At 49.3% G+C, this 26939-nt stretch carries 17 protein-coding genes; 6 read left to right on the forward strand and 11 right to left on the reverse strand.

Features of this window, described 5'->3' with window-relative positions; translation table 11 throughout:
* Positions 1 to 21: 21 nt before the first annotated feature.
* The 3 genes from BMZ54_RS01270 to BMZ54_RS01280 all read left to right on the forward strand — a co-directional run bounded on the left by BMZ54_RS01270 (position 22) and on the right by BMZ54_RS01280 (position 4167).
* Positions 22 to 1398 carry a 3-keto-disaccharide hydrolase gene (locus BMZ54_RS01270; RefSeq protein WP_089906342.1) on the forward strand — a complete coding sequence of 459 codons (1377 nt, stop codon included), beginning with the start codon at positions 22 to 24 and terminating at the stop codon, positions 1396 to 1398.
* A 151-nt stretch (positions 1399 to 1549) separates the two neighbouring features.
* A complete protein-coding gene (locus BMZ54_RS01275) occupies positions 1550 to 3316 on the forward strand; it encodes a DUF885 domain-containing protein (protein WP_089906343.1) in 1767 nt (588 codons plus the stop codon).
* A gap of 500 nt (positions 3317 to 3816) precedes the next feature.
* Positions 3817 to 4167 (forward strand): MmcQ/YjbR family DNA-binding protein, encoded by a 351-nt coding sequence (locus BMZ54_RS01280; RefSeq protein ID WP_089906344.1) that lies wholly within the window; start codon positions 3817 to 3819, stop codon positions 4165 to 4167.
* Between the two features lie 102 nt (positions 4168 to 4269).
* Here the strand turns inward: BMZ54_RS01280 and BMZ54_RS01285 are convergent, their stop codons facing one another.
* The 4 genes from BMZ54_RS01285 to BMZ54_RS01300 all read right to left on the reverse strand — a co-directional run bounded on the left by BMZ54_RS01285 (position 4270) and on the right by BMZ54_RS01300 (position 9667).
* On the reverse strand, positions 4270 to 5610 hold the full coding sequence (locus BMZ54_RS01285) for a Gfo/Idh/MocA family protein (protein WP_089906345.1): 1341 nt from the start codon (positions 5608 to 5610) through the stop codon (positions 4270 to 4272).
* Positions 5611 to 5818: 208 nt separating this feature from the next.
* Positions 5819 to 7183 carry an alkaline phosphatase family protein gene (locus tag BMZ54_RS01290; protein ID WP_089906346.1) on the reverse strand — a complete coding sequence of 455 codons (1365 nt, stop codon included), beginning with the start codon at positions 7181 to 7183 and terminating at the stop codon, positions 5819 to 5821.
* Positions 7184 to 7237: 54 nt separating this feature from the next.
* Complete coding sequence (gene eboE, locus BMZ54_RS01295) at positions 7238 to 8449, reverse strand: metabolite traffic protein EboE (protein ID WP_089906347.1); 1212 nt, start codon at positions 8447 to 8449, stop codon at positions 7238 to 7240.
* A 42-nt stretch (positions 8450 to 8491) separates the two neighbouring features.
* Complete coding sequence (locus BMZ54_RS01300; protein ID WP_089906348.1) at positions 8492 to 9667, reverse strand: 3-dehydroquinate synthase; 1176 nt, start codon at positions 9665 to 9667, stop codon at positions 8492 to 8494.
* A gap of 447 nt (positions 9668 to 10114) precedes the next feature.
* Here BMZ54_RS01300 and BMZ54_RS01305 point away from each other — a divergent pair, with 447 nt between their 5' ends.
* Both BMZ54_RS01305 and BMZ54_RS01310 read left to right on the forward strand, forming a co-directional pair.
* Entirely contained in the window at positions 10115 to 12082 is a 1968-nt protein-coding gene (locus tag BMZ54_RS01305) for a tetratricopeptide repeat-containing sensor histidine kinase (RefSeq protein WP_143080874.1), read from the forward strand.
* 64 nt (positions 12083 to 12146) lie between these two features.
* Positions 12147 to 12785, forward strand: a complete 639-nt coding sequence (locus tag BMZ54_RS01310) for a response regulator (RefSeq protein WP_089906350.1) — start codon at positions 12147 to 12149, stop codon at positions 12783 to 12785.
* Between the two features lie 133 nt (positions 12786 to 12918).
* Here BMZ54_RS01310 and eboC read toward each other — a convergent pair whose 3' ends face one another.
* The 7 genes from eboC to BMZ54_RS01345 form a co-directional block, all read right to left on the reverse strand.
* Positions 12919 to 13776: a UbiA-like protein EboC gene (gene eboC, locus BMZ54_RS01315; protein ID WP_089908188.1), complete on the reverse strand. Its 858-nt coding sequence runs from the start codon at positions 13774 to 13776 to the stop codon at positions 12919 to 12921.
* A gap of 95 nt (positions 13777 to 13871) precedes the next feature.
* The gene (locus tag BMZ54_RS01320; protein ID WP_089906351.1) at positions 13872 to 14858 is read right to left on the reverse strand and encodes a TatD family hydrolase; all 987 of its coding nucleotides are present in this window, start codon (positions 14856 to 14858) and stop codon (positions 13872 to 13874) included.
* Between the two features lie 14 nt (positions 14859 to 14872).
* Positions 14873 to 15769: an EboA domain-containing protein gene (locus BMZ54_RS01325; protein WP_089906352.1), complete on the reverse strand. Its 897-nt coding sequence runs from the start codon at positions 15767 to 15769 to the stop codon at positions 14873 to 14875.
* Between the two features lie 201 nt (positions 15770 to 15970).
* Complete coding sequence (locus BMZ54_RS01330; protein WP_202909108.1) at positions 15971 to 17377, reverse strand: vanadium-dependent haloperoxidase; 1407 nt, start codon at positions 17375 to 17377, stop codon at positions 15971 to 15973.
* 38 nt (positions 17378 to 17415) lie between these two features.
* Positions 17416 to 20982, reverse strand: a complete 3567-nt coding sequence (locus BMZ54_RS01335; RefSeq protein WP_089906353.1) for a VCBS repeat-containing protein — start codon at positions 20980 to 20982, stop codon at positions 17416 to 17418.
* 127 nt (positions 20983 to 21109) lie between these two features.
* Positions 21110 to 22852, reverse strand: a complete 1743-nt coding sequence (locus tag BMZ54_RS01340) for a RagB/SusD family nutrient uptake outer membrane protein (protein ID WP_089906354.1) — start codon at positions 22850 to 22852, stop codon at positions 21110 to 21112.
* 102 nt (positions 22853 to 22954) lie between these two features.
* On the reverse strand, positions 22955 to 26167 hold the full coding sequence (locus BMZ54_RS01345) for a SusC/RagA family TonB-linked outer membrane protein (RefSeq protein ID WP_202909109.1): 3213 nt from the start codon (positions 26165 to 26167) through the stop codon (positions 22955 to 22957).
* A gap of 321 nt (positions 26168 to 26488) precedes the next feature.
* Here BMZ54_RS01345 and BMZ54_RS01350 point away from each other — a divergent pair, with 321 nt between their 5' ends.
* Positions 26489 to 26914 carry a transmembrane 220 family protein gene (locus BMZ54_RS01350; RefSeq protein ID WP_089906355.1) on the forward strand — a complete coding sequence of 142 codons (426 nt, stop codon included), beginning with the start codon at positions 26489 to 26491 and terminating at the stop codon, positions 26912 to 26914.
* Positions 26915 to 26939 lie beyond the last annotated feature (25 nt).

Consider the following 26939-nt stretch of genomic DNA (forward strand, 5'->3'; position numbering starts at 1 on the left):
CTAAAACTATAAATACACGGGATGAAAAAATTACTAATACTATGCAGCAGTGCACTGCTGTTACACGGCGTAGTAAGCGCCGGTCCGGGCGACAAGAAAGGACAATGGCAATCACTTTTTAACGGCAAGGACCTGAAGGGGTGGAAACAACTGGGGGGTAAAGCTCAATACAGCGCAACAGACAACGAAATCATCGGGACAACTGTATTAGAAACACCAAACTCTTTCCTGGCTACAGAAAAAGAATACGGCAATTTTATACTGGAACTGGAATTTAAGCTGGACAAGGAATTTAACTCCGGCATTCAGTTCCGCAGCCAAAGCCGGCAGGACTACCAGAACGGCCGCGTGTTTGGTTACCAGATGGAGATAGACCCCTCAGACAGGAAATGGAGCGGAGGTATTTATGAGGAAGGACGCCGCGGCTGGCAATATCCCATGGAGCTTAATCCGGCCGGACAAAACGCCTTTAAGAAAAACGACTGGAATAAATACCGTATAGAATGCAGGGGCGCTGAAATACGCACCTGGGTAAATGGCGTACCTACTGCTCATTTGGTGGATACGGCCCTGCCCAAAGGGTTCATTGCACTGCAGGTACATAGCATTGGCAAAAAAGCCGACGATGCAGGTAAGAACATCCGCTGGCGTAATATCCGCATCATAGAAGATCCGGCTAATAACCAGTACTCACCGTATGATCAGATCTATGTCGTAGATAATATCCCGAACGATCTTTCCGCCCAGCAGAAAAAGAATGGTTTTCAGCTGTTATGGGATGGCAAAACCAGCAAAGGCTGGAGAGGCGCATATAAAAAAGAGTTTCCAACTGCCGGCTGGACACTGAATGACGGCACCATCACCATTCACCAGTCTAACGGGAACGAAATGGGCTCCGGTGGCGATATTGTAACCGATAAGGAATACGGCGCTTTTGAGCTGGAATTTGAGTTTAAGCTAACAGAAGGCGCCAACAGCGGCCTGAAATATTTTGTGAAAGAGTCATATAAAACAGATGGAAAGTCAGCTATTGGGCTGGAATACCAGGTGCTGGATGATGAAAAACATCCCGATGCCAAGCTGGGGCGTGATGGGGACCGTACCCTGTCGTCCCTGTATGACCTGATGCCTCGAAAACAGATAAAACAAGCGTTGAAACCGATTGGAGAATGGAATAAAGGGCGTATTATTGTGTTTCGAAATAACCATGTGGAACATTGGCTAAACGGCTTCAAAGTGCTGGAGTATGAACGTGGGTCACAGGCTTTCAAAGACTTAGTAGCCATCAGCAAATATAAAAACTGGGAAAATTTCGGCTTATGGCCGGAAGGTCACCTTCTCTTACAGGATCATGGTAATGAGGTTTCCTTCCGCAGCTTGCGTATAAAAACATTATAACCGGTGCAGCGGTCTTAGTATAGTGGTAATCGATTAAGTGCGTTTGCAGATCATGCTACACCGTCATTAAAAAGTTTTCATTGTTCACTGTTCTATATAAAACATTCCGATTCTTCGGAGTGTTTTTTTATTTTTAGTCAAACCCACTTCAATGATTACAATAAGATCTACTTGCTTACTACTGGCCACAGTACTGGCATTCAACGCCTGCAGCACCCACGGGGGCGGGCAGGATACCAAGGCTGCTGCCGATTCACTCCACCATATACTTGATAAGTATTATGACGGGAAAATGCAATTGTTTCCCCTGGATGCTACTTTCAATGGCGAACATCAATACGATGGCTTACTGAACATTGATATTAGCCAGGCTTTCCGCCAGCGCGAGGATAGCTTCTTTAACGGCTACCTGCAGCAATTACAGGGTGTGGATACCGCTGCCTTAACGCCCAATGACCGTATCAGCTATGATGTATTACAACGTGAATTAAACATCTACAAAGAGGGGCTGCAGTTCCATGACTACCTGATGCCTATACAACAGTTCTGGGGGCTTACGCTTACATTGGGACAGCTGGGTTCCGGCACCAGCGCACAGCCGTTCAAAACCAAGGAGGATTACGAGAAATTTATGCAGCGCATGAAAAGCTTTGCAGAGTGGGGCGATACCGCTATTGCCTGCATGCGCAAAGGCATGGAAACGGGCTATGTATTACCCAAAACACTGGTGATAAAAGTGATCCCGCAAATGAGGGACCTGGCTAAAAAAGATACCGGCAATGTTTTTTACAGCCCGCTGAAAACACTGCCAGCCGGGGTTGACACTGCATTTGCCGGCGCCTACCGCCAAACTATTGAGCAGTATGTATTGCCTACATACGCTAAGCTGCAAACCTTTTTTGAGAAAGAGTACCTGCCCAAAGCCCGCACCAGCAGTGGTATTGGGGGCATACCGGATGGTAAGGCCTATTACGCTTACCTGATCCGCTACTGGACCACTACGGATAAAACACCGGATGAAATATTTGCTACCGGCGAAAAGGAAGTGGCGCGCATACGCGGTGAAATGGAAGAAGTAAAGAACAGTACCGGCTTTAAAGGCGACCTGCCGGCCTTCTTTGAATTTGTGCGCAATGATGCACAGTTCAAGATCTTTAAAACACCGGCACAGGTGCTGGATTCCTTTAAAGCCATTGAAAATAAGATCATGCCTAACGTGCGGCGCATATACGGGCATATTCCAAAAACGCCGTTTGAGATCAGGCAAACAGAGGCCTTCCGCGCCGCATCAGCCAGTGCGGAATATAACCAGGGCAGCGCCGATGGTACCCGTCCCGGTATTTTTTACGTACCCATCCTGAATGCTAAAGAGTTCAGCTATGTAGGCATGGAATCCCTGTTCTTACACGAAGCTATTCCCGGGCACCACTTCCAGGTATCTCTGCAGCAGGAAAATGATTCGCTGCCCAAATTGCGGCGTTTTAGCTGGAATGGGGCTTATGGTGAAGGCTATGCCCTGTACTGTGAAAGCCTGGGTAAAGAGCTGGGCCTGTACACGAATCCTTACCAGTACTTTGGCCGCCTGAGCGATGAAATTCACCGCGCCATTCGCCTGGTAGTGGATGTAGGAATGCACGCCAAAGGCTGGAGCCGCGAACAGGCTCTGAAATACATGCTGGATAATGAGCCTACCTCCGAACATGATGCCACTGCCGAAATAGAACGGTACATGGCTATACCGGGGCAGGCGCTTTCCTACAAAACCGGTGAGCTGAAAATACTGGAGCTGCGGCATAAGTATGAGCAGCAGCTGGGTAACCAGTTTAGCCTGAAAGACTTTCACGATGAGCTGCTGAAAGATGGCAGTGTGCCGTTAAGCATCCTGGAACAAAAAATGAAACGCCGTTTTGAAAAATAAGGCTGCCTGTCAGGTAATCTAATCTGAAAGTTTTTTACCAAAAGGGCAATAAAACAATGAGAGCTATGCTTAAAATTGTTTTGTTGCCCTTATTGCTTGTTTAAGTAGGGCATTGTGGCCACAGTTTTTATACATGTGTATTTTTGCCATCTGTTATTTACAGCACTCTTTCGCTAAAATGACATTCAGCCCGTTCCCAGCAGGCGTTTTTGTCAGGCCCAACATTAACAATTTTATCATTTCAGTTTGAGAAAAGATACTTAAATTTATATAGCTATACGGGATCAACACAACATTCGAGGGAACCTTCAGGTCAGAGTCAGATTGACCATATCTTTTTATTGGACGGTTACAAACATTCAGCCACGCTTTATTCTATGAAACGCCGCTGACTGGTTCTTGACAGTCAATCCAGCTTTCGACCTCATTTCTTTTTGCGGCTTGGTGATTTAATCAGCACAGCTTATCTATTTTATTAACTGCTTTAACCTAGGGGCATTATGTTAGATCTTACATTCAATTACTGCCTGTCATTTCCGGGCGTAACCGCCGAAGAGAAGTGGAATGAGGAAATGTGTTTCTCTGTAGGAGAAAAGCTATTCTGCTCCATGCGGGTAGACCCTCCTTACAAGTTGTCCTTCAAATGCACACCGGACCAGTTTCACAGCCTGATAGCAAGGCCTGATATTGTGCCCATGCCCTACCTGGCCCGTTATCACTGGGTGCAGGTAAAACATCCTTCCAATCTTGACTGGAGCGAGCTACAGGCTTTTATACAACAGGCCTATGACCTGGTTGTAAAGATGCTGCCTCCGGAAGAACGGGATGCAGTCTTGAAGGCAAGAGTGTAAATGGTTTAGATCTTAGATTTACGATTTTAGATTTGATTGTGCGATCGTGTATACCTACCTCTCAATAAATCCCAAATCTAAAATCGTAAATCATGAATGGGATTATACTTTCGGTTCCCAGCCCTTCTCATATGTTCTGGCCCACAGCTTAGCCGCTGCGGCATCTTCCAGGATATGCCCGTTCTTAGGGTCGCAGTGTAACACACGCCCTTCCCGCTGCGCAATATTAGCCAAATGACAGAGTACTACTGACGGATGCCCCACGGTTTCAACGTCTGAATTCAGCTTAGCCTTACCACGAATGCTTTCCAGGAAGTTGTTGATATGAATGCCATCCAGGAACTCACCACCCGGACTAACGGTATTGGTCACATTCTGCTGCGCATCCTGCTGTTTTACTTCTTTTACCAGCTTGCCTTTAGTATCCAGGATCTTATAGCTATCTCCGCCGGAGTTATACAGGCTGCCCTTATCGCCAAAAATAACGAAACCGCGGCCACTGCCTTCCAGCTCAAAAGGATGACAGCTACGGCCCTCCCAGGAAATGGACTTGCCGCCTTCAAATTCAAAGTTGATGGTTTGGGTATCCGGTGTTTCCCAATCATCCGGCGGGTAGGCATAACGGCCGCCGGCAGAGGTTACCTTGGTGGGAAACTCTACCCCCATGAACCAGCGCATGCAATCCAGCTCGTGCGTGGCATTATTACAAACTTCGCCGGTGCCCCAATGCCAGCGCCAATGCCAGTTGTAATGCACTATATTATCCAGGTAATCTTTACGCGGCGCAGGGCCCTGCCATAGGTTCCAGTCCAGGGTGGCGGGTACGGCAATTTTTTTACCAATACCAATGGGCGCGCGGTTATTCACGTACCATCCACGGGCATAATATACCTTACCGATAATACCTTCTTCCTTCACCTCTTTTACGGCCTGCTGTAAATTTGGCCAGGAGCGGCGCTGGTTGCCCATTTGCACCAGGCGGCTATGCTTGCGGGCTGCCTGTACCAGCAGCTCCCCTTCATTCCCGTTCTGGCTACAAGGTTTTTCTACATACACATGTTTACCGGCTGCACAGGCCATAATAGCAGCGGGTGCATGCCAATGGTCAGGAGCGGCCACCATCAGCGCATCAAAATCCTTCTTCTCCAGCAGCTTGCGGATGTCTTTAATTACTTCGGGTTTACGCTGCTGCCCGGTGCGGGCAACGGCTCTCAGGCCTTTATCAATGGCGCCGTCCTCCACATCGCATATATAACCAATTTCTGCACCGGGCAACTTAGCGGCTACCTGGGCCAGCCAGCTACCACGGGAGTTTACACCCATTACAGCGAGTACTACTTTATTGCTGGGGGCTTTTTGGCCGAACACCGGGAAGTTCAGGTAGGTAAGACCAGCGCCCATGCCTGCCATGGTACCGGTTTTCAAGAAATCTCGTCTTTTCATTACGTGTATTTTTTTAGGATGATCTCCGCAACTACAATCGGTTGCATAAAGTATAAAATAAGGGAACAAAGCATAGAAATGCAAATAATTAGTGATGAGCGTGCGATTATAGTTAACAGTGAGGAAGGGGTTTGGGTTTAAAGGGATGGTGAGCATCTGTTTGTCCTACACCGTTGTGGTGTAGGACATGGTATAGGACAATAATACGTTACTGCATGGTATTCCAGATCACATCATATACATCTGTTGCTACCAGCTGCTCTTTGTTCAGCGCCTGCGGAGTAATAAGCACCGGGTGATAGGCGCTATCTGCCGGCAAAGCGCCATGCGAACCCTTGATCAGCGTAGCATCCAGCGGTATAACATCCATCAGGTAGCGGAAGCCCATTTTCTTTTTCAGCAGCTTACCTACGATCTTTGCTTTCACCAGCGGGTCCGCGGGGTTCAGGAACATTTCTACCGGATCATAACCGGGTTTGCGGTGAATATCTACAATGCGCGCAAAGTCCGGCGCCTTATTATCATCTAACCAATAGTAATACGTGAACCAGCTATCGCTGTCTGCTACCAGTATATAATCACCGGCACGCTCGTGGTGCAGCTGGTGTTTACGCTTACCTTCACGGTCCAGCACCTGTGCCACACCCGGCACATTTTCAATAATATTCCGCACCTTTTTGGCGCTGGCCAGGTCATTGATATAAATATGCGCTATCTGATGATCCGCTACGGCAAAGGCTTTTGAGGCGCCGGGATCCAGCAGCTCCAGGCCTCTTTCTTCGCGGATCTGCAACAATCCCTCCTGCCGTAATATGCGGTTCAGGTGTACCTGGTTATTCACCGGGTTAATACCATATTCTGATAACAGGATCACCTGCGCACCTTTCTTTTCATAGAAGGTAACCAGCTGTTTGCACACGTTATCTATCTCCTGCAGCTCGTTGCTGATCTTACTTTCATCCGGTCCAAATTTTTGCAGACAGTAATCCAGGTGGGGTAAGTAAATAAGCGTAAGCGTTGGGTCGTACAGGTTATCTGTTACCTGCGATGCATCTGCTATCCATTGCGTGGATTTTATGTTGGCGCCAGGCCCCCAGAACTGGAACAGCGGAAACTGGCCCAGCTCTTTCTGCAGGTGATCTCTTAAAGAGGCGGGATGCGCATAGCAGTCCGGCATTTTACGCCCGTCTGAAAGGTACTGCGGGCGCGGAGTTACAGAGTAATCTGCCGTGGAGTACATATTGTACCACCAGAACATTTTTGCGCAGGTAAAATCCGGCTGCAGGCGGCGGGCCTTTTCCCAGATCTTTTCGCTTTGTACCAGTTTGTTGGATTGTTTCCAGAACTTCACTTCACAATCTTCCCGGTCATACCATCCATTGCCAACAATACCATGTTCCGCAGGCCATTTACCGGTTACATAGGTGCTTTGAACTGCGGTGGTTACGGCGGGTAACATGGGCTTTACCGTAGCCAGGTGATGCTGTTGTACATATTGCTGTAAAAATGGTGTATGCCTGCCGATTACTGATGTAGACAGCCCTACTACATCCAACACTACTGTTTTTCTCATAGAACATTGATATGACCGTACTTACAAATCCTCAACAAAGCTATAATGAATGCTTTATAATTCCAACTGTTGTTGTACCCAGGCCAGCTCACGTGCTATAGACTGGTCCATTGGCAGCTTCAGATCCGGCGGTAATACGTCCCAGGTATAGGTTTCCACTTCCAGGTGGGTGGTGAAGAGCTGCGTTTGCTGAAGGGCCAGCACCTGCTGAATATCTTCCCGCGTGGCTGACAGTAAACCATAATGATCTATGAACAGCGGCACGTGAAAATGCGAACGCCATTCCTGCACCTGCGGGTTCTGTGCATCGGCCAGCGCTTCCGGCAGATCGGGATAATGCGTGTAGCCGTTACCGGTACGCGCTATTACCTGGTGTAAATAAGTGGGCTCATTAAAGGTGCGGAAGGCATCTATAACATTGGCGCGCTCCTGGCTGCCGGCTGCCGGCAGTAAGGCTTTCAGCGCTGCGCTTATTTGCAGCTTACCTATTTTAAGGCCATGCTGCCGCATGCTGTTCAACACGGCCTCCGGCTGCTCATAGGCCAGCGCAAAGTGGCAAACATCGTAACACAGCTGCACATGATCTTTGAGCATCAGGGCTGCTGCTTCTTCCGTTACGCCTAATTTATCTGACAGGAAAGGAATGCCTGCGGGCATCAGCTGCTGAAAATACCAGTCAATATATTCCCGCGAATTTTCCAGCATGCCATCCGGTTCAGGCTCTATATCTATATGCAGCAAAGGCCCGCCGGAACGGCGTATACGAGCCAGCTGCTCTACCACTAACAGGAGGTTTAAGGTAGCGCTTTCTGTAACGGATGCCTTTTCTTCTGCACAGCGGTTCCATAATTTATAAGACAAGGGGCAAGTAGATACCCCGCCTTCCATACCTTCCGGCAACAGCGCTGCCAGTAAGCGGAACAGGCGAATGGTATAGGTTACGCGGTCGCCGGTGGTCCAGTCGGGCACATGCACCTGGTCTTTTACTTTTACGTTATGGAAGCCGCCATAAGGAAAACCATTCATGGTAAACACATAACAGCCCTCCTCCTGCAGCCAGGCTTTAAACTCCTGCAGGGCGGCTTCTTTACTCAGCTCCAGGCTGGCTTTATTGGAAAGGCGCAGGCCAATACCAAAAGGCTGATCCGGGCTTAAGGCTGCTTTTACCAATGGTATATGCAGCTGCAGCTGTTTAAAATGCGCGTCCCAGCTTTCACCGGGGTGTATATTAGTGCAGTAGGTAAGATGACCGTAAGGTGTTTGCATAGTTACAGTTCTTTTGATGCTTACTTAGGTACGTATATTATACTATTCGCCAGCTGCTGATAGCTTTTTAAGTATTTCACCGGCCTGTTGCAACAGTGTTATATTCATATCATTCACCTCTGCACCATAACCAATGCCTTTGAGCTGGCAAATAGTAAGGCGGCCACCCAGGTGCTCACGGAATTCTTCCAGCCCTTTTATTACCGGCGATGTGTCGCCGGCCTGCATATCCAGCAGGGGATGATAAATGGGCAGGTTCATTTGCTGCAATAAGTGCAGGATGCGGTTTGTTGCATCCTTATCCAGCCAACCTAACAGCTGTGTGTATACGCTGTCTAATGCAATACCTATGGCAACCGCCTCGCCATGGCGCAAGGTAAAGTTGGTAAGCTGCTCCAGCTTATGCCCGCTCCAATGGCCAAAATCCAGCGGGCGGGATGAGCCGCTTTCAAACGGATCACCTGCGCCGCCAATATGGCTTAAATGCAGCTCTGCACAGCGGTATACCAGCTGTTGCATGGCTTCCATATCACGGTTAGCCAGGGCTGTTACTTCCTGTTCCATCCACTCAAAAAAGGCGGCATCTTTTATCAGCGCTACTTTTACCGCTTCTACCATACCGGCGTTCCAGTCACGGTCTTCCAGGGTGGTTAGAAAATGTGCGTCGTTGAATACGGCGGCGGGTGGTGCAAAAGCGCCTAAGAAATTCTTTTTGCCTTTATAGTTAATGCCGTTCTTTACCCCTACGCCGGAATCGTTCTGCGATAATACGGTAGTGGGTATACGAATATGCCGCACCCCGCGGTGCGATACTGCTGCGGCAAAACCTACCAGGTCCAGTACAGAGCCGCCGCCAATGCCTATTACAAAGGAGTGGCGGTCAATGGCATATTTGTCAATGGCATCAACCAAACGGAAAAACAGCGCTTCATCATTCTTCACGGCTTCCCCACCGGGAATAATAATGATCTCCGGGGCCAGCTCAAAACCGGGTACATTTTGCAGGTAAGCGCCTGCCTGCTGCTGCAGGTAGGGATGCTGCTGCCATACCCCTTCATCTGCCACTACCAGCAACCGCTTTTGATAATAGGGGCTGGCCTGCTCCTGCAGGTAGGCCGACAGTGTATTATTATCTGGGCTGAAAATATGATGGGTAAAGAAAACCCGGTAAGCATAGTTTACCTGGAATGACTGCTGGATATAATTGCTGATCTGCATCTCCCAAACTCCTTTCTGTTGAATAAATTAAAGTATCAAAGTACAAAAATATCTAAAATTAGCCGGGGCGGGCGCCGCAATTATTTTAACGGTAAAAAGCCCCGGTAAATACCGGGGCCGGGTGTTTTGAGGGCATTACATGTGCCTCTTATCTATATGCAGAGATTAGACTAGATCCATCAGGCTGTAAAGTAAGCGGATTTCCAGCGGGCCCATAAGCGTAGTAATCCCCAATTTCCGTGTTACGTATTAGTACGTAAAAGATCAGCACTGTTCCCTCTTGTGCATCTAAACTGAAATAACGATTTTTGCACCGGACAATACATTTAAAACACTACTACCCAACTGTTAACCCTGTAACAAAGCTGTAGGTTTTTCGTACACATAATTTGTTGCAATAGCGCTCCGGTGCATATTGTGGGGTACGCCAACACCAAGATCACAGGTATGAACAGGATTTTTATTTACATACTGCTATGCTGCTTCACGGGATCTTATGCCCGTGCCCAGCAACCGTTGCATAAAGACAGCTTATACCGTATCATGCAACGCCAGCCGGCTGATACCAACAGTGTTATAGCCTGCTTTCAGTATGGTGACCTGTATTACCCGGAACAGCTGGACAGCGCGGCCTTCTTTTACCGGAAAGGCCTGCACCTGGCGCAGCAAATGCGCTACCAGCGCGGCGTGGGTATCTTTACATCCTATTATGTATTTGTGCTGAACCAGCGCGGGGAGTATGCCAAAGCCCTGCACCTGGTAAGCCAGGCGGCTATTATTTTTAAAGCACTGAAAGATGAGCCCAACCTGCTGGGAGCTTACAATAATATCGGCAATGAGTATCATAATATGGGCGCCTTTCCGGAGGCTGCCCGCTATTACTTACTGGCCATAATGCTGGCTGAAAAACACAAGAACACCAAACAGCTGACCAAGCTATATAATAACTTGGCCTCCGTATTTTTTAATACAGAGGATTATGAGAAGAGCCACCTGTACGCCACCCGTGCCCTTGCATTGTCGCGGGCCCTTAAAGATACCGCCCGTATTGCGGCTGCGCTGGTGAACCTGGGCGGGGCCCTTACCCGGCAAAAACACATTCCCGAGGCAATAGCCGCCTACCAGGAGGTGATACAGCTGGGACGTTACCTGGGCGACAGTACGCTGGTAATGGATGGGCTGATCAATACCGGCAGCATTTACTCTGACCTGAACCAACACCAGAAGGCCTTGCGCCAGTATGAGCAAACCATGGCCATTACAGACACTTATGAGGACCAGGACTACCGCTTATACGCACAGCTGGGCTTTGGGCAGGAGCTGCTGAAAACCGGGCAGGCAGCTAAAGCAGATAGGGTGATTGCCGCTACCATTGCACTGGCCCAACGTATGCAGGCTAATGATGAATTGCGCCAAACCTACCAAACAGCGGCGGAAATAAAAGAAGCGCTGAACCAGCCGGCGCAGGCCCTGCAATACCGTAAACAATATGAGGCGCTGAATGATACGCTGTTAGGCGCCAGCACCCGCAAACAGGTGCATCAGCTGGAAATAGCTTTTCAAACGGCGGAGAAAGATAAAGCACTTGCAGAAAAGCAATTGCTGCTTACACAAAAAGACCTGGAGCTGGCATCCAAAGCCAAGTGGCAGGCCATTTTCCTGCTGGCCATTGGGTTGTTAGCGGCGCTGGCCTTCCTGTTCTGGTACCGCTACCGGCAACGGAATAAGCTGCAGGCACAACAGCTGCAAACACTGGAAAAGGAAAAAACCGTGCAGGTACTGGAAGCCCTGATGCAGGGGGAGGAAAAGGAAAGGGTGCGCCTGTCCAAAGATCTGCATGATGGGGTGGGCGGGCTGCTGTCTGCCGTAAAAATGCACTTCAGCGCTATCCGGCAAAACCAGGAAGTATTAAAACAGAACCCGGCGTATACCCATGCCATTGGCCTGCTGGATGACGCCATTACGGATATACGAAAAACCGCTCATAACCTGATGCCGGAAACCCTGTACCGGCTGGGGCTAAAAGATGCGCTGCAAACATTTTGTAAGAACATCAGCTACTCCGGCACACTGCAGGTAAGCTTTTATACTAACGGGGATATTGGCCGGTTTAAGCCCAACTTTGAACTATCAGTTTACCGCATTGTGCAGGAGCTGGTGAACAATATTATCAAACACTCAAAGGCCAGCGAAGCCCTGGTGCAGCTAACCCAGCACAACGGAACCCTGGCCATTACGGTAGAGGATAACGGCGTAGGCTTTAACCAACAGCATGTGCAGCAGCATGGCAATGGCCTTATTAGCCTGCAGTCCCGCATACGGGCGCTGAATGGTAACATTGCCATTGATGCGGCCAGCGGGCAGGGTACCACAGCATACATTGAATTTGACGTAAGCATTATAACTAATAATTAGCTGTAAACGGTAAGCCTTCCGTATTAAGTAACCCGTTTACAGTGTAGCCATAATTTAAAACTATATGCAGATTAAAGTGGCCATTACTGATGATCATTTACTGGTGATCAATGGCATAAAAACTATGCTGGCGCCCTACGCGCATATTTCCGTTGTTTACGAGACCACTGACCCGGGTCAATTACTTAACGGTCTTAGCACCAACCCGCCCCACGTGCTGTTACTGGATATACAAATGCCCGGTATGGATGGGATGGAGCTTTGCCGGCAGGTATACAAAGCATATCCTGATATTAAGGTGATTGCCATTAGCAGCTTTATGGAAACGCATTACATTAAACAAATGCTGCGCAATGGGGCAGCCGGCTACCTGCTGAAGAACACCGATCCCATTACTTTAGTAACCGCCATTGAAAAGGTACATGCAGGCGAACAGTTCCTGGATGATTCCCTGAAACAAAGCCTGCTGAATGAAGTGCTGACCGGCCAGAAAAGGAACAGCTACGAAATACCTTTGACCCGCCGGGAGAAAGAAATACTGAAACTAATAGCGGAAGAACATTCCAACCAGGAAATAGCGGATATGCTATTCATTAGCCTGCGCACAGTAGAAACGCACCGTTTGAACCTGACCCAGAAGCTGGCGGTGAAAAATACGGCCGGGTTGGTGAAGGAAGCGATACGAAGAGGGCTGCTGGATTAAACTAATGTGCAGATGAGAGAGAATGTGCTATTGGGTTGATTAATGTGCGGATGTGCAAACGTGCAGGCAGGCAGTGACTGTTTTCACGGAGCGCTTCATTTGCATATCTGCATATTTATCATTTGCACATTTATCAGGTTACCGCAAAGGCTTTTGCCAATAGTACCGATAACGGCAGCAGCAATAAGATCAGCAATGCATATGGCCAGGAACCAAAAGCCGCTGCCCAGGCAGCATCCATGGCTATAAGGGCAAGAATGCCTCCTTTAACAGCCTTGCCGATATTAGGCCCGCTGGGATCTTTCATGGCACGGATCAGGGGCGCATTGATCATTACGATCATTAATACTAAAAAGGGTAACGCCGGTAATAAATGATTGTTAGCCACGGCTAATACCCCGATAGTGCCATATACAAATGCATAACACACAGCGGTTATACGCAAAGTTTTAATACTGCCGCCATACACCTCTCCCCGGCTGATAGCGGTTACCGCTGCAATGTAAATAACGGGTATTACGGCCAGCCAGGTATAATGTTGTAATACAGGTTCAATTAAGCTAATGCCCAGCAGCAGGTTCAGGCCACGGCACAGGCCCATGTTCACCGGCCCCCAGCTGAGGTGTTTGCCCCACTTATTATAAATAAGCGCGGAAGCCATAATGGCAAGTGCTATGTAACCGGCGGCACGGCCTACGGTAAATGCTGCCAGTATGCCTAACAGGAACAGGTAGCTACCCAGTATCACTGCCTGTGTTTTTGTTATCAGCCCGCTGGGAATGGGTCTTTCGGGCCGTTCAATTTTATCGAGGGATGCGTCAAATACATCGTTGAACACCACGCCGCCGCCATACAGGCCTACAGTGGCCAGGCACAAACAGGCTACGGGTAATAGATCCAGGTAGTTTGTATATGCTTTGTGCAAAAAACCGGAAACAGCTACTCCCGCCAGTATATCTGCCACTGCGGTTAACAAATTGGCTGGTCGCACCAACTTCAAATAACCCAACGATTTGCTAAGTATATAACTACTCACCGGATATAGGGGTTTTATCAATAAATCTTTTCTCCATACAATCCTTTACGTTAGCGGATCCGCATAGCGTTCCTATCCATCCGCGGCTGCTGGCCGCCTCTTAGCACTGTGCTTCCGTTAAATTTTTCACTCTGATCTACTGTTTTCACCTTTTCAAAGTCGGCTTCGTTAATCTGGCCGCTTTGGGCAAAGGCTGTTATAGCGTTCCGGTAAGTTACCAAATGAATATCATGCAAGTCAATACCACTTTCGTGCATTAATGCTGCTGTTTTTGGAACTGCCAGGGGATCACTGATACCCCAGTCTGCCGCAGAATTAACCATAATACGCTCGCTGCCATATTGTTTTACCACTTCCACCATGCGCTCATTACCCATTTTAGTAAAGGGGTAAATAGTGAATGCAGCCCAGAAACCGCGGTCTAACACTTCTTTTACGGTTTCCTCATTATTATGGTCTACGATCACCATGGAGGGATCCAGGCCATGTTCTATGGCAATGTCCATGCTGCGCTGGGTACCTTGTTTTTTATCGCGGTGCGGCGTATGGATCTGTACGGGTAAATTGGCTTCCTTAGCCAGCTCCAGCTGGGCGCGGTAATACTTTTCCTCCAGGGCTGTCTGGTCATCAAAACCAATTTCACCCACGCCCACTACCCCCTCTTTGTAAATGAAAAGGGGCAGTATTTCCATTACGGCTTCTGCTAACTTTTCGTTATTAGCTTCCTTGGAGTTAAGGCCTATGGTGCAATAGTGTTTTATACCAAACTGGCCTGCCCGGAACCTTTCCCAGCCAATAAGGCTGCTGAAATAATCACGGAAGGTATCTACCCCGGTGCGGGGCTGTCCCAGCCAGAAGGCAGGTTCTATGATTGCGGTGACCCCGGCATCTGCCATGGCCTGGTAATCGTCTGTAGTACGGGAAGTCATATGCACATGCGGATCAAAGAAACGCATTCCCTTAATATGCTCCAGGTAATCCGGCAGCACGGATAATGGCTGCAGGTCCTTTTCTGATAACTGATGACTATAACACATGGAAAATCTCTTTTTTAGTTCACTTGTTTTGCTGCTACCCGGCCCCAGCTTAACAGGCCTTCCTTTATTTCCTGCTCCAGCACCGGTGCCTGCTGCAACAGTGCGCGGGCGGGGGCATACGTGGAATAATAGCAGGTAAGGGCAGCGGCTTCCTTTTCAATATTTTCTGCGGAATGCCATACCCGTTGTATATCCGGCATATTGGCATCATCAATAAAACGGGTTACCAGGCGCCAGAGCATGGGATTTACCGGGCGGCCGGCAGCCCAGCGCTCATGCGCATAATCAATAAGAATGGCGGCCAGCTTTGCATTGGCCCGCTCATCCAACCCTATAATATCATGTATGGCTTTATCTGTAAAAAATGCTTTCAGCACCAGCTGGTTCCAGGCCGGTTCATCCAGGTACCGGGCCGGGTATGTATTGTGCAGCATAATAGCTTCCAGCACAGTACCTATATTGGAGCGGATGCCTTCTGAAGTGCGCAGCTTCCACTCCTGCGCCCAGGGCAGCAGGGGCAGCGCACCATACAGCGCTACCAGCTCATTCATTTCTGCGGCATTAAACAGCCCTTCTATGGTTTGTACGTAATTAACCCGGTCATTTGCCGGCCATTGTAATAACCACCAGGTACGCGCCAGCCGGTCTAACGTATAGCCCTGTACGAAAAATCCATGAGCGGTTTCCTGTAACTCATGGATAGTACCGGCAGATAACGTAACAATCTCTTTCCCCGTAAAACGCGGGATAGCGCTAAAGGTGAGATTAAACTGTTGTACGGATGCTGAATCCTGTAGCACTTTACTGCGTTGCGCCAGCCAGGCAAGGGCCTGATCTGTGCTGTGCTGCTCAATAATGGCATATAGATAAGCGCTCACCTTATCTCTGTCATAGTCATATGGTTGCTCCATTGCGCCTGTATTCTGATCGCGAAAAATAGATGATCAAGGGGATAAAGATAGCAGAATTTGATGAACGGATAAAAAAGCGGAAAGGTGAAAGCAGAAAGCTGTCCGAAGCGTAGTAGTTCCGGTTGCGGCCGGCGCCCGAGATGCCCGCCTGGGAGCAGGTGCATGAAAATGAATGCCTGGTATGACAGTACCTGTCAGGATCTACCGTTTAGCCTTGTGTATACCGGCCTGCGGGGAGGTGGTGGCGTTTTGCGCTACCACTGCGCCGGGGGTGTGTACCTGCATTTTCTGTACAATGAATGCGCCAATGCTCCGGCCCTGCTGTAACCCGTTCTCTATAGATGAGCGGTAATGAATGCCGCCATATAAACGGCTGATACCGGCTTCATTTGCGGCCTGTGTGAACGAAGTAAAGTTACGCTGCCCGGCGCCGTATTCCACTTCCGTGGTGTCTGCAAAGGCTACATTATCGCCATACAGCCGGGTAAGTGTAACGGCTGCTGCGCCGGATATTACGCTATGGCCGCTGGTATATTCCGGGAAAGGCGGTGTTTGTAACAGCGGCTCCCAGCCGGGATCTACCAGCTGGTTTATGACCGTTTGCGGACGTATAACCCTGCTGCGGTACTTCTCATCCCAACAGGCAATAAAGGCATCCAGTAAAGTAGCGGCGGTTAATGCATAGGCTTGTGCGGTTTGTACATACCCTGCTTTGGCCTGCCGGGAGGCAATGGCTGCAATACCCATCCAGTGGCCGCCCGGGGTAATTTTTTTAGTGGCAAACATAGCGTGGCCGGTATGGTGCATTACGTAGGGATTGCAGTCCCAGAAGCTGGCAATAGCTATTTGTTCTTTACTCAAATGCGTACAGGTGTGGTACACTTCCATCATTTCCCGGTAAAAACGGCAGGTGGTATCTGCCTCATTATATTTATTGGCGGGCAGGGGTTTAAACTGGCTGCAGGTATCCAGCATAAAAGGATGAATGCTGCTCCAGTAAGGCTCTACCGCATCCATATAATCCGGCGGCGTAGGCTGCCAGGTGCCTTTTTGCCGGGGTACGGTGTAACGCGGGTAACCGCGGCTTTCCTTGTAATTGTCTTTGGCAGCGCGTTCCAGCACTTTGGCGGCAACGGCTTCTCCAAAAGCAACAGAGTTGTTAAAGATGGTATCATTTAACCCTGCTGCTTTAAAGCGGCTGTAGAGCTGCTGCTCAAACAGCTTAAGCGAGTCGGTTGAGAAAGTAACTTTTTGCGCTATTACCTCAAAGGCGCGGGCGCCGGCCAGCAGAAAGTTGTATTGCTTACCTTTTTCCGGCTGCGGCATGGGTGCAAACGCCCACATTTGCGCAGCCAGTGAGGGGTATGCAGGCTCGTTATACCGTGCCGCCTCATACATAGCCAAACAGGAATAAGCGTAGATACGGCTGGCTACCGGGGGTGAAAAAATATCGTACACAATTACATCTGTTAACCGTTTTACGGAAGCATGCATTACCTCCGGATCCTGCAGCTGCGCAGGATTAGCCTTGGGTGCAGGCGCCGGCTGCTTACACGCAGAAAGCGCGGCAAGCCATAACAGGATACTTATATGAATGATACGTTGCACTGTGGAATTTCTTTTACTTACTACAATGTTTGCCGGTGTTACGGCAGGCTAACCGTTCTTTTACGGCCGCTGAAATCCGTAATATCCACCGTTGTTACCGGCGCCGTAAATGCTGCGTAACGGCCGGACTGCGACAGGAAACCCTGCCCGTAGCTGCACTCCTGCTTTTGCGTGTGCCCGTTGGCGTAATGCACCGTTAAACAGGCATCTTTACTTTGCAAAGGCAGTAAGCGCGCAGCTTTGCGGCTGCTAAACAATTTTAACGGTCCCTGGTTCTGGGAGGCTGCCAGCAGCAGCTGCCCGTGCGGTCCCTGTAATTGTACCAGGGCTTTACCATCACCAGGCAGGTAAATACCGCTGCTGCGTATATCCATGGGTGAAAAAGCTCCTTTGCCATTACCCAGCAGCACCAGCCCATCCAGCGCATCATAACGGCCTGCAGATACTTCTGTTCCAAAATCATTTCCATTGATCACTACATCCAGGTTACCATCCCCATTCACATCAGCGGCCACCATGCCATAAAGGGGCGCTACCTGTGCCTGCAAAGGCAGCGGGCTGCAGGTAAAACGGCCGTTACCCTTATTTTCAAAATAACAGGAGCGCAGGTTGGTGGCCTTTAGCTGCAGGGCATCTTTTAATTCCTCCGGTTTTAAAATATCCTGGATAGTGGCTACTGCAAAATCGTGATACTTCGGAAAACGCGCCCGCATCATGATCATTTGTTTGATCAGGTCATCCCGGGTATGGGCAGGAAATTCCCGGCGGCGGCCCATACTATCCGGCAGGAACAGGGTGGGTATAGCATCGTAACTACCGTTCTTGTCAAAGTCGGCGGCGTACATACATACCGGCTCCTGTGCGCTTGCGCTGTATAAAGTATTGAGGCCTGTGTTACCGGCTATGTAATCCATATCCCCATCGTTATCAAAATCGCCGGACACCAGGCTACCCCACCAGCCGGTTTCTGCTTCCATCCCGGTTTTAGCGGGCAGCAGCCGGCCCTGTTTATTGTTGTGCAGGAATACGGGCGGCATCCACTCCCCTGCCAGCAGCAGGTCGGTATAGCCATCATTATCATAATCTGTAAACAGGGCATCACATACCAGGCCCAGGTGCTGCAGGGCGGGCGCTGCCTGAGCAGTAACGTCTGTAAATTTTACGGCGCCGTTGTGCGTATCGTTCCTGAGCAGGTAGCTGCTAACGGGAGCGGGGTATTTGCCCGGTTCTACCCTGCCGCCAATGAACAAGTCCAGATCACCATCCCGGTCAAAATCTGCGGCCTTTACGCACGATTTACTGGTATAAATGGCGGGCAGGGCCTGCGCTGCTTCTGTAAAACTGCCTTTGCCGTTGTTGAGGTACAAGCGGTCGCGGTAGCTAAGGCTACCGGCTTTGTTCTCACAGCTGCCGCTGGCTATGTACAGGTCCAGGTCATTATCGCCATCCACATCCAGCAGCAGGCAACCCATATCTTCTGCAGCCTTGCTGTCTGCCAGGCCTGGGAGCAGGTCTTTTTCCATAAACCTGCCGTTGGGCTGCTGTAACAGGAAAGTGCCTTTGTACTGGGTGGCGCCGCCTATGAAAATATCATCCAGCCCATTGCCATCCACATCGCCCACGGCCAGCGCAGGACCGTATTGCGACAATTTATGCGGCAGCAGGCGCTGGTCATTAAAATCTATATAATCATATTCTTTGTGTTTAAAGGTAATGCCGCTGCTATCTGTTACATCTGCAAACAGCGGGGCACTGAGGGCCGGTGTGGCGGCGGGCGGCGCGGGCGCTGCATTGGCATAGTCTGCGGCCAACACCTGGTTGGCGGGTATGTTGTTCCATACCTGCACCTTACCATCCGGCCAGGTTACTTTAACGGCGGTAACCGTATCTGCACTACCCAAACCAAAGTGCGCTACATTTTCCACGGACGAGAGGTAACCGCGGTAAATGGTGTTTTCGTATACCTGTTGCTGTTGGTTACCTCCCCTTACCTGTACCCAGGCGCCCTGGCCCAGACGGTTGCCCGGAGGGCCTTTGAACTGTACGCGTAACCAGTGTGCGGCATGGGGCTGCCCGTTGCTATGGTTTTCGTACACCGTGGCTACATCGTTTATATTATTGACCACATAATCCAGGTCGCCATCTCCATCCAGATCTGCATAGGCAGCGCCATTGGAGAAGGTGGGTGTTTCCATGCCCCACTGTTTAGTAACATTGGAAAAAGTAAGGTTCCCGTTATTGCGGAAGGCATAGTTAGGCACTTTTACCCGGGGCAGCTGCTCCAGCATAAATTCAGTAGAGGCATAAGGAGTGGCGGTTGCGCGGAAGGATACAAAATCATGATCTGTAATATCCCGCGGAAAGCCGTTGGTGATCACAATATCCCGGTACCCATCGTTATCAAAGTCTGTTACCATGGGTGTCCAGCTCCAGTCTGTGGCTGCTATGCCAGCCATAAAACCAATATCGCTGAAGGCTATGGCGGGTATACTGTCCTTACCGGGTACAAGGCCCTGGTTCAGCTGCAGCATATTGCGCGGGTATTGGTATTCGTAGCCGTATTGATCGTTATTGATGTAGGTGAAATAATTGTTGGCATTCATCATCATTTTCCGGCGCAGGTTGGTTTCCGGCAGCATATCCAGGCTAATGATGTCGGCCAGGCCGTCGTTATTAATATCATTAACATCCGTACCCATAGCGGAGTAGGCGGTATGTTTCAGGTAGGTGGCAGAACGGTCTGTAAAGGTGCCGTTATGATTGTTGATGTATAAGATGTCATTGGAAAGATAGTCGTTGGCTACATAAATATCTTTCCAGCCATCGTGGTTAATGTCGGTAATGTTTATGCCCAGGCCATAACCTTCTATGAGAATACCGGCCTGTTTGGATACGTTGGTGAAGTAGGCATGATGCAGGGAATCGTTCCAGTCGTTCCGGTACAGGCGGTCTGTATTCAGGCTGCTGCCGTCCAGGTGGCGGGGTTTGTATTTGCTGGGAAAGTGTGCGGAATCTATCTGGTTGGTAAGCACATAGAGGTCCAGGTCACCATCATTATCATAATCAAAGAAAGCGCCCATAATGGAGTAACCGGCATCGTTAACGCCGTATTCCTGTGCCATTTCCTTAAACACCGGTGTACCGTTTTTATCCAGGCCCTGGTTCACGAACAGCATGTTCTGCCGGCTGGCGCTGTCTTTTTTCATAGCAGCGCACACGTAGAGGTCGGGCCAGCCATCGTTATTAATATCAATTACTGATACGCCGGTATTCCAGCGGCCGGGCACATTCACGTTTGCTTTGGCAGTAATATCCTTAAAATGCATACTGCCGGCATTCAGGTATAGACGGTTGGGCACCATGTTGCCGGTAAAGAACACATCGGGTTTGCCATCTTTATTAAAATCGGCTATGGCCACGCCGCCACCGTTATAGATGTATTCAAAGTTCAGCACATTCAGGCTGTCACTTTCCGTTATGGTGTTTGCAAAATCAATCCCTGAGCGGGATGCGGTTATTTGCTCAAACAGGACAGGTGTATGCGTACAGGCTACAGTAAATAATAACATCCACATGCACCAGCCTAATTGTTTAGGCGCTTTCATTGTCCGGTGAAATTTGTTCTCTTGTAATGTGTGTTGTAGGTATCTGTTCTTGTGGTATTCTTATATAAACCAGGTAGAAATAAAAGAGAGGCACAAGTGCCTCTCCTTCCGCCATTCTAAAACCTGATCAATAATCAGGATTCTGTTTCAGAGCGGAGACCCCATTGGTCGCGCTCAAATCAATTTGCCGCTGCGGTATCGGGTAATAAGTATTTTTCGGTTCAGTGAACTTAACGCCTTTTAACAGGCTCATTATTGTCGTTTCGTATGCAATATAAGCATTTAAAGTGGAACTTGCCTCTCCCCAGCGCACTAAATCAAAAAATCTGTGGCCTTCCATTCCAAATTCCAGCTTCCTTTCAAAGTGAACTGCTTTACGGGCCGCATTTTTATCGGTCCAGGGGGTTGCATACTCATTTATTACATAGTTAGCGGCGGGTGCATTACCGGCTGCATTTTTTACCCAGCCGTTCGTGTTGGCAGCACGCTCACGGATGAGGTTCACATATTCCCGGGCTTTTTCCAGGGAACCGATCTCTACCTCACATTCTGCGGCCCACAAAATTACATCTGCATAGCGTATGAGGATGTAGTTAATGGCGGTGAGGCCATTGGTCCAGGAGGAACCATCTGTAAGCACCTTTTCCTGTGATTTGTAATACACGTTCTTTTTAGGTGAGTAAGGGCCACCGTTTGACTGGTCGCGGATCCAGGAGATGCCGGGATGTGCGCCCCAGTCCAGGTAGGGAATACCCCTGCGGCCTACTGTCCAGTCCAGGCGCGGATCCAGCGGACCTGCATCCGGGGTAAAGGGCTTGTCGGCAGCTATGCCCATATCGCTTTTTACAGGGTTGGCATTGTAGGTGCCATCCAGCAACGGCAGTCCGCCTGCGGTGCGGAAAGAGTTCACCAGCTCCTGTGTGGGCTGGAAAAATCCGCAGCAGCCGCCGGGGGCTCCTTTATCAGAATAGGGGAAGTTCAGGATCTGGTCGGGGTTGGAGTTGTTTCCCTGACCACCGTCATTTACAGACGCCTGTACAGCAAATATGGATTCCGGGCCGTTCTTGGTATCTGCATTGTAATTATCCTGGTAACGGGCGGCCAGGGCATATTTTACGCCCTTGGGATTTGTGCCGTTTGCCATGATACTTTCCAGCAGCGGTTTGGCTTCTGCATACTTTTTCTCAAACATATAGGCTTTAGCCAGGAAAGCGGCAGCGGCCCATTTATTGGCGCGGCCTACCTGTGCCATTATTGCCGGCAGACTATCATAAGCGGCCTTCAGATCGGCTTCTATTTTAGGCCAGGCATCTTCTGTGTTAGCTACTTTGTAGTTGTTGGCTACATAATCAACTGTTTCATCTACATACGGGATGTTGTTCCACATCTTCTTAGCTTCCAGGTGATAAAAACCGCGCAGGAAGCGGGTCTCTGCCCGTATACGGCCACGGTCCGCATCGGATACATCGGCCTTTGCCAGTGCTTTTAGCACGTTATTGGTGCGGGCTACCCCGTCGTAAACGGCTTTCCATTTTACATTAAAAAAGTCGTTGGTAGATAATGCCTCATATCTTTCAATGGGATTTATATCTGCCTGGTCACCGGCGTTAGAACCTTTGTGCGCATCGCCACCGGCAATACTGCCGTATACCCAGTTGGTACAGGAGGCCTGCCAGTTAAAACCGTTATAGTTGCCATCCAGCACCGCATAGGCGCCTATGAGCAGTTCTTCCACGCCTTTTTTGGTTGCTACGTCAGCATCGCCCAGCTGCCCGATGGGATCCCGTGAGAGGAAAGATTTTTTGCATGCATATAACCCCACTGCAATTCCTCCGGCCAGCAACATGCCTATGATGATCTTATTTTTCATGTGGAAATTTTTTGTTCTTTGAGCTATCACCTGGAACCGGGCCTGCTGCTTTAAGGCAATTGCCCGGTTGCAGGTGTTTTTTTTATATTCTATCGTTACCTATTAGAAAATGGCGTTTAAACCCAGGATAAACTGGCGTGTAAGCGGATAGTTACCATAGTCTACCCCAAAGTTGGTATCCACACCGCTTACGGCAGGGTCCAGGCCTTTGTAACCGGTAATGGTGAACAGGTTAACAGCCTGCACATATATCTTCAGCTTTTCCATACCAATAGTACGGATAGTGGATGCGGGCAGCGTATAGCTCAGCTGCACGTTGCGGGCCCGCAGGTAAGCGCCATTCTCCATGTAATAGGAGTTTGGCTGGGTATTGGTGCTGAAGTTGGATACATCCTCAAAAATGGGTACGGTAGTGCCTTTGTTCTCAGGCGTCCAGGAATCGCGTACACGGCCGCTGATGGCCTGCCCCGGGAAAGAGGGGAAGAAGTCGGTGAACCAGCGGGTGTAGTTAATTACCTTGGCGCCGGTTACGGCGTAGAAGAACATGTTAAAATCAAAACCTTTGTAACCGATGGTGATATCCAGGCCGGAAGTTACGCGGGGATTGGGATCGCCAAAGAAGGTACGGTCGGCAGCCGTGATCTTTTTATCGCCATCCACATCCCGGTACTTGAAACGGCCGGGGGCAGCGCCATCCTGTGCGGCGCTGTTCTTTACATCATTATCATCCTGGAAAAGACCTACCACATCATAGCCAAAGAAGGCGGAAATGGGTTGCCCTACGGCATTACGGGTGAAAGTACCGATACGGGATGAACCAAAGCTGTTACCGTCAAAATAGTCTACCCCTTCGGACAGCTTGGTGATCTTGTTCTTATATGTTGTTAAGGTTAAATTGGCTTCGTAGCGCCAGTTCTTGGCAAAGGTGCCGCGTTTAATGAGCTGCATATCTATGCCTTTGTTGCTCATACTGGCTACGTTAATGGTAGGATAAGTTACCTGACCTACGGTACCGGGCAGTTCCGGGTTAAAGAGCAGATTGCTGGTCTTTTTATTATAGATATCAAATATAAAGTCCAGTGTGTTGTTGAACAAGGTTGCATCCAGACCTACGTTGGTAGTGATGTTGGTTTCCCAACGGCCTTCCGGATTACCGATCCTGGCTTTGTTGATACCTTCAAAGGTGGCGGTGCTGGCGCCGTCTATGGCGTAAGCAGAGAAGGAGGCGCTGGCGGCGTACAGGTTGTACTGGTTGTTCAGATCTATACGCTGGTTACCCATTTTACCCCAGCCACCGCGGAGCTTTAATTCGTTGATCCAGGAAACGCCTTTCAGGAATTCTTCCTGGCTAACGCGCCAGCCGGCGGAAACAGCCGGGAAGGTACCATAACGGTTGGCGATACCAAAGTTAGAGGAACCATCCCTTCTAAGCACGGCGCTGATCAGGTAACGGTCCATCAGGGTATAATCCACTTTACCAAACATGGAGAAGATATCATTACCGGGGCTGCCTTCACTGCCTACCGTACGGCCGGATGACTGGGTGCCGGTAAGGGTGCGGTAGTTCACTACATTGGTAAAGGGGTTAAGGCCTGTACCGTTCATATCACGGCCGGCACCATCGCGGATGGCTTCTATACCTACCAGGGCCTTGATATTATTTATTCCAAAGGTATGCTCATAGCGCATGGTGTTGGTCCAGGTCCAGCTGTAGCCATAACCTGAATTTTCATACAGCTGATCACTACCTATGTTTTCAGAATTCTCATAGGTGCGGGAGGTAATACCGTTTGCATAAAAGCTAAACAGATTACCTCCAAAGCTGCTGCGGAAGGTGAGGTCTTTTAAAATGTCTGCCTCTGCATATACGTTACCGAAAATACCGAAGGCGTGACCTTTATTATCTTTTGAACGGGTTTGGTTCGCTACCGGGTTACTGGGGTTATTAAACCCTTTGGCTGCAGTACCGGCCCAGCCCCCAAATTCGTCATGTACAGGGATCAGCGGGTTCATACGGTAGGCCAGGGAAATGGCATTACCCTCATTCAGGTTGGTAAGCTGCGGGTTATCGCGGAAGGTCATCTGAATGTTTTCCCCGATGCGCACCCGGTTCTTGATAGAGAACTCTGAGTTGGCGCGGATGGAGTAACGTTTCAGGTAGGTGCTCAGCACTACCCCTTCCTGGTTATAATATCCGAAACCTGCGTAGAAGCGGGAGTTCTCACTACCGCCGGACAGGCCTACTGCATGCTGCTGGATGGGCGCTGTGCGGGTAATTGCATCATACCAGTCCGTTCCGGCTTTGTTAGCTTTTACGATCTGGTAAATGTCGCCTTTATTAAAATCAACATTGTATTTGCTGGCATCAATGGCCGGATCGCCGGCAAACACACCGGTTTTGCCGCCTGCCAAAATATAATCCGGCAGCACGGGGTTTACGCCAGTGCCGTACTGGGGATGGGTAGGGTTGCCATTGGCTTCTACCTTACCGGCATTACGTTCAGCTATCCAGGTCCATTTGGCGGTTTCTTCGGGGTTCAGGATATCAAAACCTTTACCGGGTGTTTGCCAGCCATAGGAACCATCGTAGGTTACCTGGATCTTACCATCATTACGGCGGCTGCCATGTTTAGTGGTGATCACAATTACGCCTGCAGAGGCACGGGCGCCGTAAATGGAGGCGGAACCGGCATCTTTCAGCACGGTAGTGGTTTCAATATCAAAACTATTAAGGTTTTCAATACTGAAGGTGGGTACCCCATCCACAATGTACAACGGCTCGTTACCGGCAAAAGAGGCAAAGCCCCTGATGCGCACCAGGCTGGTGGTGCCTGGCTGGCCGGAGGACAATACCGTTAAACCGGCTACGCGGCCCTGTAACTGCTGTTCTGCGTTACCGGCCGGTACGGCTACCAGCTCTTTTGCTTTTACAGTGGATACAGCACCAATGATGTCTTTACGCTGCTGGGTGGTGTACCCTGTTACCACCAGCTCATTGAGCGCGCTGGCGGAGGTTTCCAGGCTAATGTTGTAGACAGAGCCTGCTCCTACAGTGAGCTCCTGTGGTTTGTACCCTACGAAAGAAACTACCAGTGTTGCGTTGTTAGGTACCGTTAATGAAAAGGCACCGCTCACATCTGTGACGGTGCCAGTGCTGGTACCTTTTACCTGAACGGTTGCACCCGTAACAGGTTCATTGTTTTCTGCAGTAATTTTCCCGGAAATTTTCTTGGTTTGGGCAAAGGTGCTGTTGACGCAAAGTAGTAATAACATGCAACAGCACCCTGCCACCAGGCTGTGGTAGATTTTTTTCATAACGTGGCTTTATAAAGACTTAATAGTGTATAATTATTTGATTATCTTTTAGAGTGATCTTGGTCTTTTTAAGTTAACGCGGAAAGCTTACTTGGTTTGCATACGTAGATAACAAGTCCTGGCTAAAAATAGATTTTGGTTGTACGCTTCTCTTTCTTACTTATCATTGCTCGTTTGCCTGACCAATTTATAACTTTATTTTAACATTTACAAGTGTTTATTTAACGTTTTTGAAAAAATCTTCGCTGAATGCCAACACACTGTATAAAATAACCGTATTTCATATAAACATTTATAATTTGTGTTAAAAAGCTATATATCATGAAAGTGTTCATGAAAATATTCAACATACTATTTTGCCTGGTTTTTATCGTATTTGCCGGCTTACAATATAACGACCCGGACCCTTATGTGTGGATGCCCATTTACCTGTATGCTGCCGTGCTGTGTGCGCTGGCGGCACGTAAACAGTTTTACCGGGGCGCCTACCTGGCGGGGGTATTTGTGTACCTGGCCTATGCGGTGTACCTGTTCTTCGACAAATACGGGGTAATGGACTGGGCAGTACACCACCATGCAGAAAATATTGCTGAAACCATGAAGGCCACCAAGCCCTGGATTGAGGAAACCCGGGAGTTCTTTGGCCTGTTCATCCTGATCATTGTGCTGCTGGTTGATTATACCTATGCCAGCCAACGCTCACTCAAAAAGCAAAGGAAGGCGATGATGAAGATCACGAAGCGGTAGTATTGCGGGTAGGGTTTTATGTAGG

It is taken from the genome of Chitinophaga rupis (genome assembly GCF_900109685.1).
Lineage (GTDB): Bacteria > Bacteroidota > Bacteroidia > Chitinophagales > Chitinophagaceae > Chitinophaga > Chitinophaga rupis.

Bases quoted from the DNA above. Each gene is read 5' to 3' on its own strand.
- BMZ54_RS01270 (WP_089906342.1), top strand. From the start codon at position 22: ATGAAAAAATTACTAATACTATGCAGCAGTGCACTGCTGTTACACGGC.
- BMZ54_RS01275 (WP_089906343.1), top strand. From the start codon at position 1,550: ATGATTACAATAAGATCTACTTGCTTACTACTGGCCACAGTACTGGCA.
- BMZ54_RS01280 (WP_089906344.1), top strand. From the start codon at position 3,817: ATGTTAGATCTTACATTCAATTACTGCCTGTCATTTCCGGGCGTAACC.
- BMZ54_RS01285 (WP_089906345.1), bottom strand. From the start codon at position 5,610: ATGAAAAGACGAGATTTCTTGAAAACCGGTACCATGGCAGGCATGGGC.
- BMZ54_RS01290 (WP_089906346.1), bottom strand. From the start codon at position 7,183: ATGAGAAAAACAGTAGTGTTGGATGTAGTAGGGCTGTCTACATCAGTA.
- eboE (WP_089906347.1), bottom strand. From the start codon at position 8,449: ATGCAAACACCTTACGGTCATCTTACCTACTGCACTAATATACACCCC.
- BMZ54_RS01300 (WP_089906348.1), bottom strand. From the start codon at position 9,667: ATGCAGATCAGCAATTATATCCAGCAGTCATTCCAGGTAAACTATGCT.
- BMZ54_RS01305 (WP_143080874.1), top strand. From the start codon at position 10,115: ATGAACAGGATTTTTATTTACATACTGCTATGCTGCTTCACGGGATCT.
- BMZ54_RS01310 (WP_089906350.1), top strand. From the start codon at position 12,147: ATGCAGATTAAAGTGGCCATTACTGATGATCATTTACTGGTGATCAAT.
- BMZ54_RS01320 (WP_089906351.1), bottom strand. From the start codon at position 14,858: ATGTGTTATAGTCATCAGTTATCAGAAAAGGACCTGCAGCCATTATCC.
- BMZ54_RS01325 (WP_089906352.1), bottom strand. From the start codon at position 15,769: ATGGAGCAACCATATGACTATGACAGAGATAAGGTGAGCGCTTATCTA.
- BMZ54_RS01335 (WP_089906353.1), bottom strand. From the start codon at position 20,982: ATGAAAGCGCCTAAACAATTAGGCTGGTGCATGTGGATGTTATTATTT.
- BMZ54_RS01340 (WP_089906354.1), bottom strand. From the start codon at position 22,852: ATGAAAAATAAGATCATCATAGGCATGTTGCTGGCCGGAGGAATTGCA.
- BMZ54_RS01345 (WP_202909109.1), bottom strand. From the start codon at position 26,167: ATGAAAAAAATCTACCACAGCCTGGTGGCAGGGTGCTGTTGCATGTTA.
- BMZ54_RS01350 (WP_089906355.1), top strand. From the start codon at position 26,489: ATGAAAGTGTTCATGAAAATATTCAACATACTATTTTGCCTGGTTTTT.